Annotated in this window: 2 protein-coding genes and 1 pseudogene; 1 reads left to right on the top strand and 2 read right to left on the bottom strand. The window is 75.2% G+C overall.

Annotated features, from left to right (window positions below):
* Together DVA66_RS21795 and DVA66_RS19550 are read right to left on the bottom strand one after the other, a co-directional pair.
* Positions 1–243, bottom strand: a pseudogene (locus tag DVA66_RS21795) (hypothetical protein); the annotation flags it as partial.
* On the bottom strand, positions 240–1,592 hold the full coding sequence (locus DVA66_RS19550; RefSeq protein WP_114561484.1) for a PspC domain-containing protein: 1,353 nt from the start codon (positions 1,590–1,592) through the stop codon (positions 240–242). The gene DVA66_RS19550 and the pseudogene DVA66_RS21795, both read right to left, overlap by 4 nt.
* Before the next feature lie 166 nt (positions 1,593–1,758).
* Here DVA66_RS19550 and DVA66_RS19545 point away from each other — a divergent pair.
* Positions 1,759–2,284, top strand: a 526-nt coding sequence (locus DVA66_RS19545; RefSeq protein WP_198671972.1) for a PspC domain-containing protein, incomplete at its 3' end; no start/stop codon positions are given.

Raw genomic sequence — 2,284 nt, 5'->3', positions numbered from 1 at the left:
GCTCGGCACGTCCTCGCCCTCCCCCACCACCTGCACCGTGCGGCCGATCTCGGAGCGCACCCCGCTGCGGAACATGGCGTGGTCGTCGACCAGCACCACCCGCAGCGGGCCGCGCCGGGCCGGGTCGGTGGGTCCCTCCGCCCCCGGTCGCCCGGCTGCGGGAGGCGGCGCCGGCGTCCCCGGTCGCTGCGGGACGCCGGGACCGCCGGGGCCGACGGGTCGCGGGTGCTGTGGTTGGGTCATCGTGGCCTCTCCAGTCGTACTTCGGTTCCCTCGCCGGGGGCGGAGGTGATGCTCGCTGATCCGCCGTGACGGCGCATCCGGTCGATGATGCTGCCCCGCACGCCCATCCTGTCCTCGGCGACCTGGTCGGGGTCGAAGCCCCGGCCCCGGTCGCGGACGAACACCTCGACCAGGCCGTCGGCGCACTCGCCGAACACGTCGATGCGGTCCGCTCCGGAGTGCTTGGCGGCGTTGACCATCGCCTCCCGCGCAGCCTGCACCAGCGCGCGCAGGTCGGTGTCGAGCTCGCAGTCGCCGACCATCACCACCTCGACCGGCACGCCGCGCTCGTCCTCGACCTCGGCCGCGGCCGACGTCAGCGCCGCCTTCAGGGTGGTCTCGTCCAGCTCCTCGCCGTAGAGCCAGCCGCGCAGCTCGCGCTCCTGCCGGCGGGCGAGGGAGTGCACGGCCCGGGGGTCGTCGGCCTGGCGCTGGATCAGGGCCAGCGTCTGCAGCACCGAGTCGTGCAGGTGGGCGGCCATGTCGGCCCGGGCGTCGGCGCGCACCCGCTGCTCGCGCGCCTCGCTCAGCGCCTGCCGCGAGCGGTAGATCCACGGCGCGGCCGCCACCACGACGCCGGCCACCGCCAGCACCACCATCAGCAGCACCGCCGGGACCTGGTTGACGCCGATCTGGGAGGCCAGCACCAGGCCGAAGGCGACCGCCACCAGGGCGAGGCCGATGACCAGCCGGAGCACGGCCGTCCGCCCGCTGCGAGCCAGGAAGGGCGCCACCAGCGGGTGCGCGTCGTCGCGCCTGGAGCGGCTGGTCTCGGCCGGGGAGTCGGCCTGCCGCCAGATCAGGGCGAGCCCGATGCAGGCGACGGCGAGCGGCCAGAACACCTGCCCGGAGAAGCCGAACCCGGTCACCTGGAAGAACCAGACCACCCCGGCGCCGAGCACGATCAGCGCCACCAGCACGCCGCGGTCCCGGTGGGTGCGCGCGGACGTGTCGCTGCGCAGCCCCTGGCGGGTGTGGGCCTGCAGGCCGGGGGCGAGGTTCGGCTCGGCCCGCGGCAGCATCAGCCACAGCACCGCGTAGACGACGACCCCGACGAACTGCGACAGCGCCAGCGCGATGAAGCCGAAGCGCAGCACGGTCACCGACCAGCCGAGGTGCTGGGCGAGCCCGGCGCACACACCGCCGACCCACCGTCCCTCGAGCTGGCGGGAAGCGCGGGGGCGGCCCTTCTTCGACCCCTCCCCCTCGTCCGCACCGGACGGCCGCTGCAGCGGCGCAGACGCCCCCGCCTCCTCGGTGGAGGCGGGCAGCACCGGCTTCGGTTCGGTGTGCGGACGCAGGTCGGTCATGATGACGTCAAGCCTCACACGTCGCGGCGCCGCCGTCATGCGGGAAAGCCCGTGCGCGCCCCTGAGGTCGGCCGGGCGAGGACCGGGTGCCAGACCGGGCCGGAGGGGCACGAATGGGTGCCTTCCCCGATGGTGGGCGGCGGCGAGGCTGCGCAGGATGGGGGCCATGGAGGACTTGTGGAGCCTGCGCCGGGCGACTGACGGCAAGGTCGCCGGCGTGTGCAGCGCGCTGGCCACGCGGTGGGACGTCGACCCGCTCGTGGTGCGGGTCGGCGCGGTGCTGCTCGCCCTGAGCGCCGGCGCCGGTGCCGTCCTCTACCTCTTCGCCTGGGCGCTGCTGCCGCGCGAGGACGAGCAGGAGTCGCCGGTGCAGCGCTACGCCCCGGGTCTGGCCCGGCAGAGCCGGGAGTTCTGGCTGGCCGCGGTGATCATCGCCACCGTGGCGGTGGCGTTCAGCGTCGGCTCGGTCGCCCCGCTCGGGCTGATGCCCGCGGTCGTGGTGGTCGCCGTCTGGTACTTCGGCTTCCGTCGACCACAACGCCAGGCCCGAGAGCGGGAGCAGACGGGTGTGCTGCCCACGCCGGGCGCCTCGCACGACCCCTTCGCCGGCCCCGAGACCGCCTTCACCAGCGCCGCCCGGGAGTGGCAGCAGACGGTGCTGGCCTACCGCTCCCGCGGCGAGCAGCCGGACG

This window comes from Desertihabitans aurantiacus (assembly GCF_003344635.1).
Classification (GTDB): domain Bacteria; phylum Actinomycetota; class Actinomycetes; order Propionibacteriales; family Propionibacteriaceae; genus Desertihabitans; species Desertihabitans aurantiacus.
The sequence above is the reverse complement of the archived record's forward strand: the minus strand, read 5'-3'. Positions and strand labels throughout refer to the sequence as shown.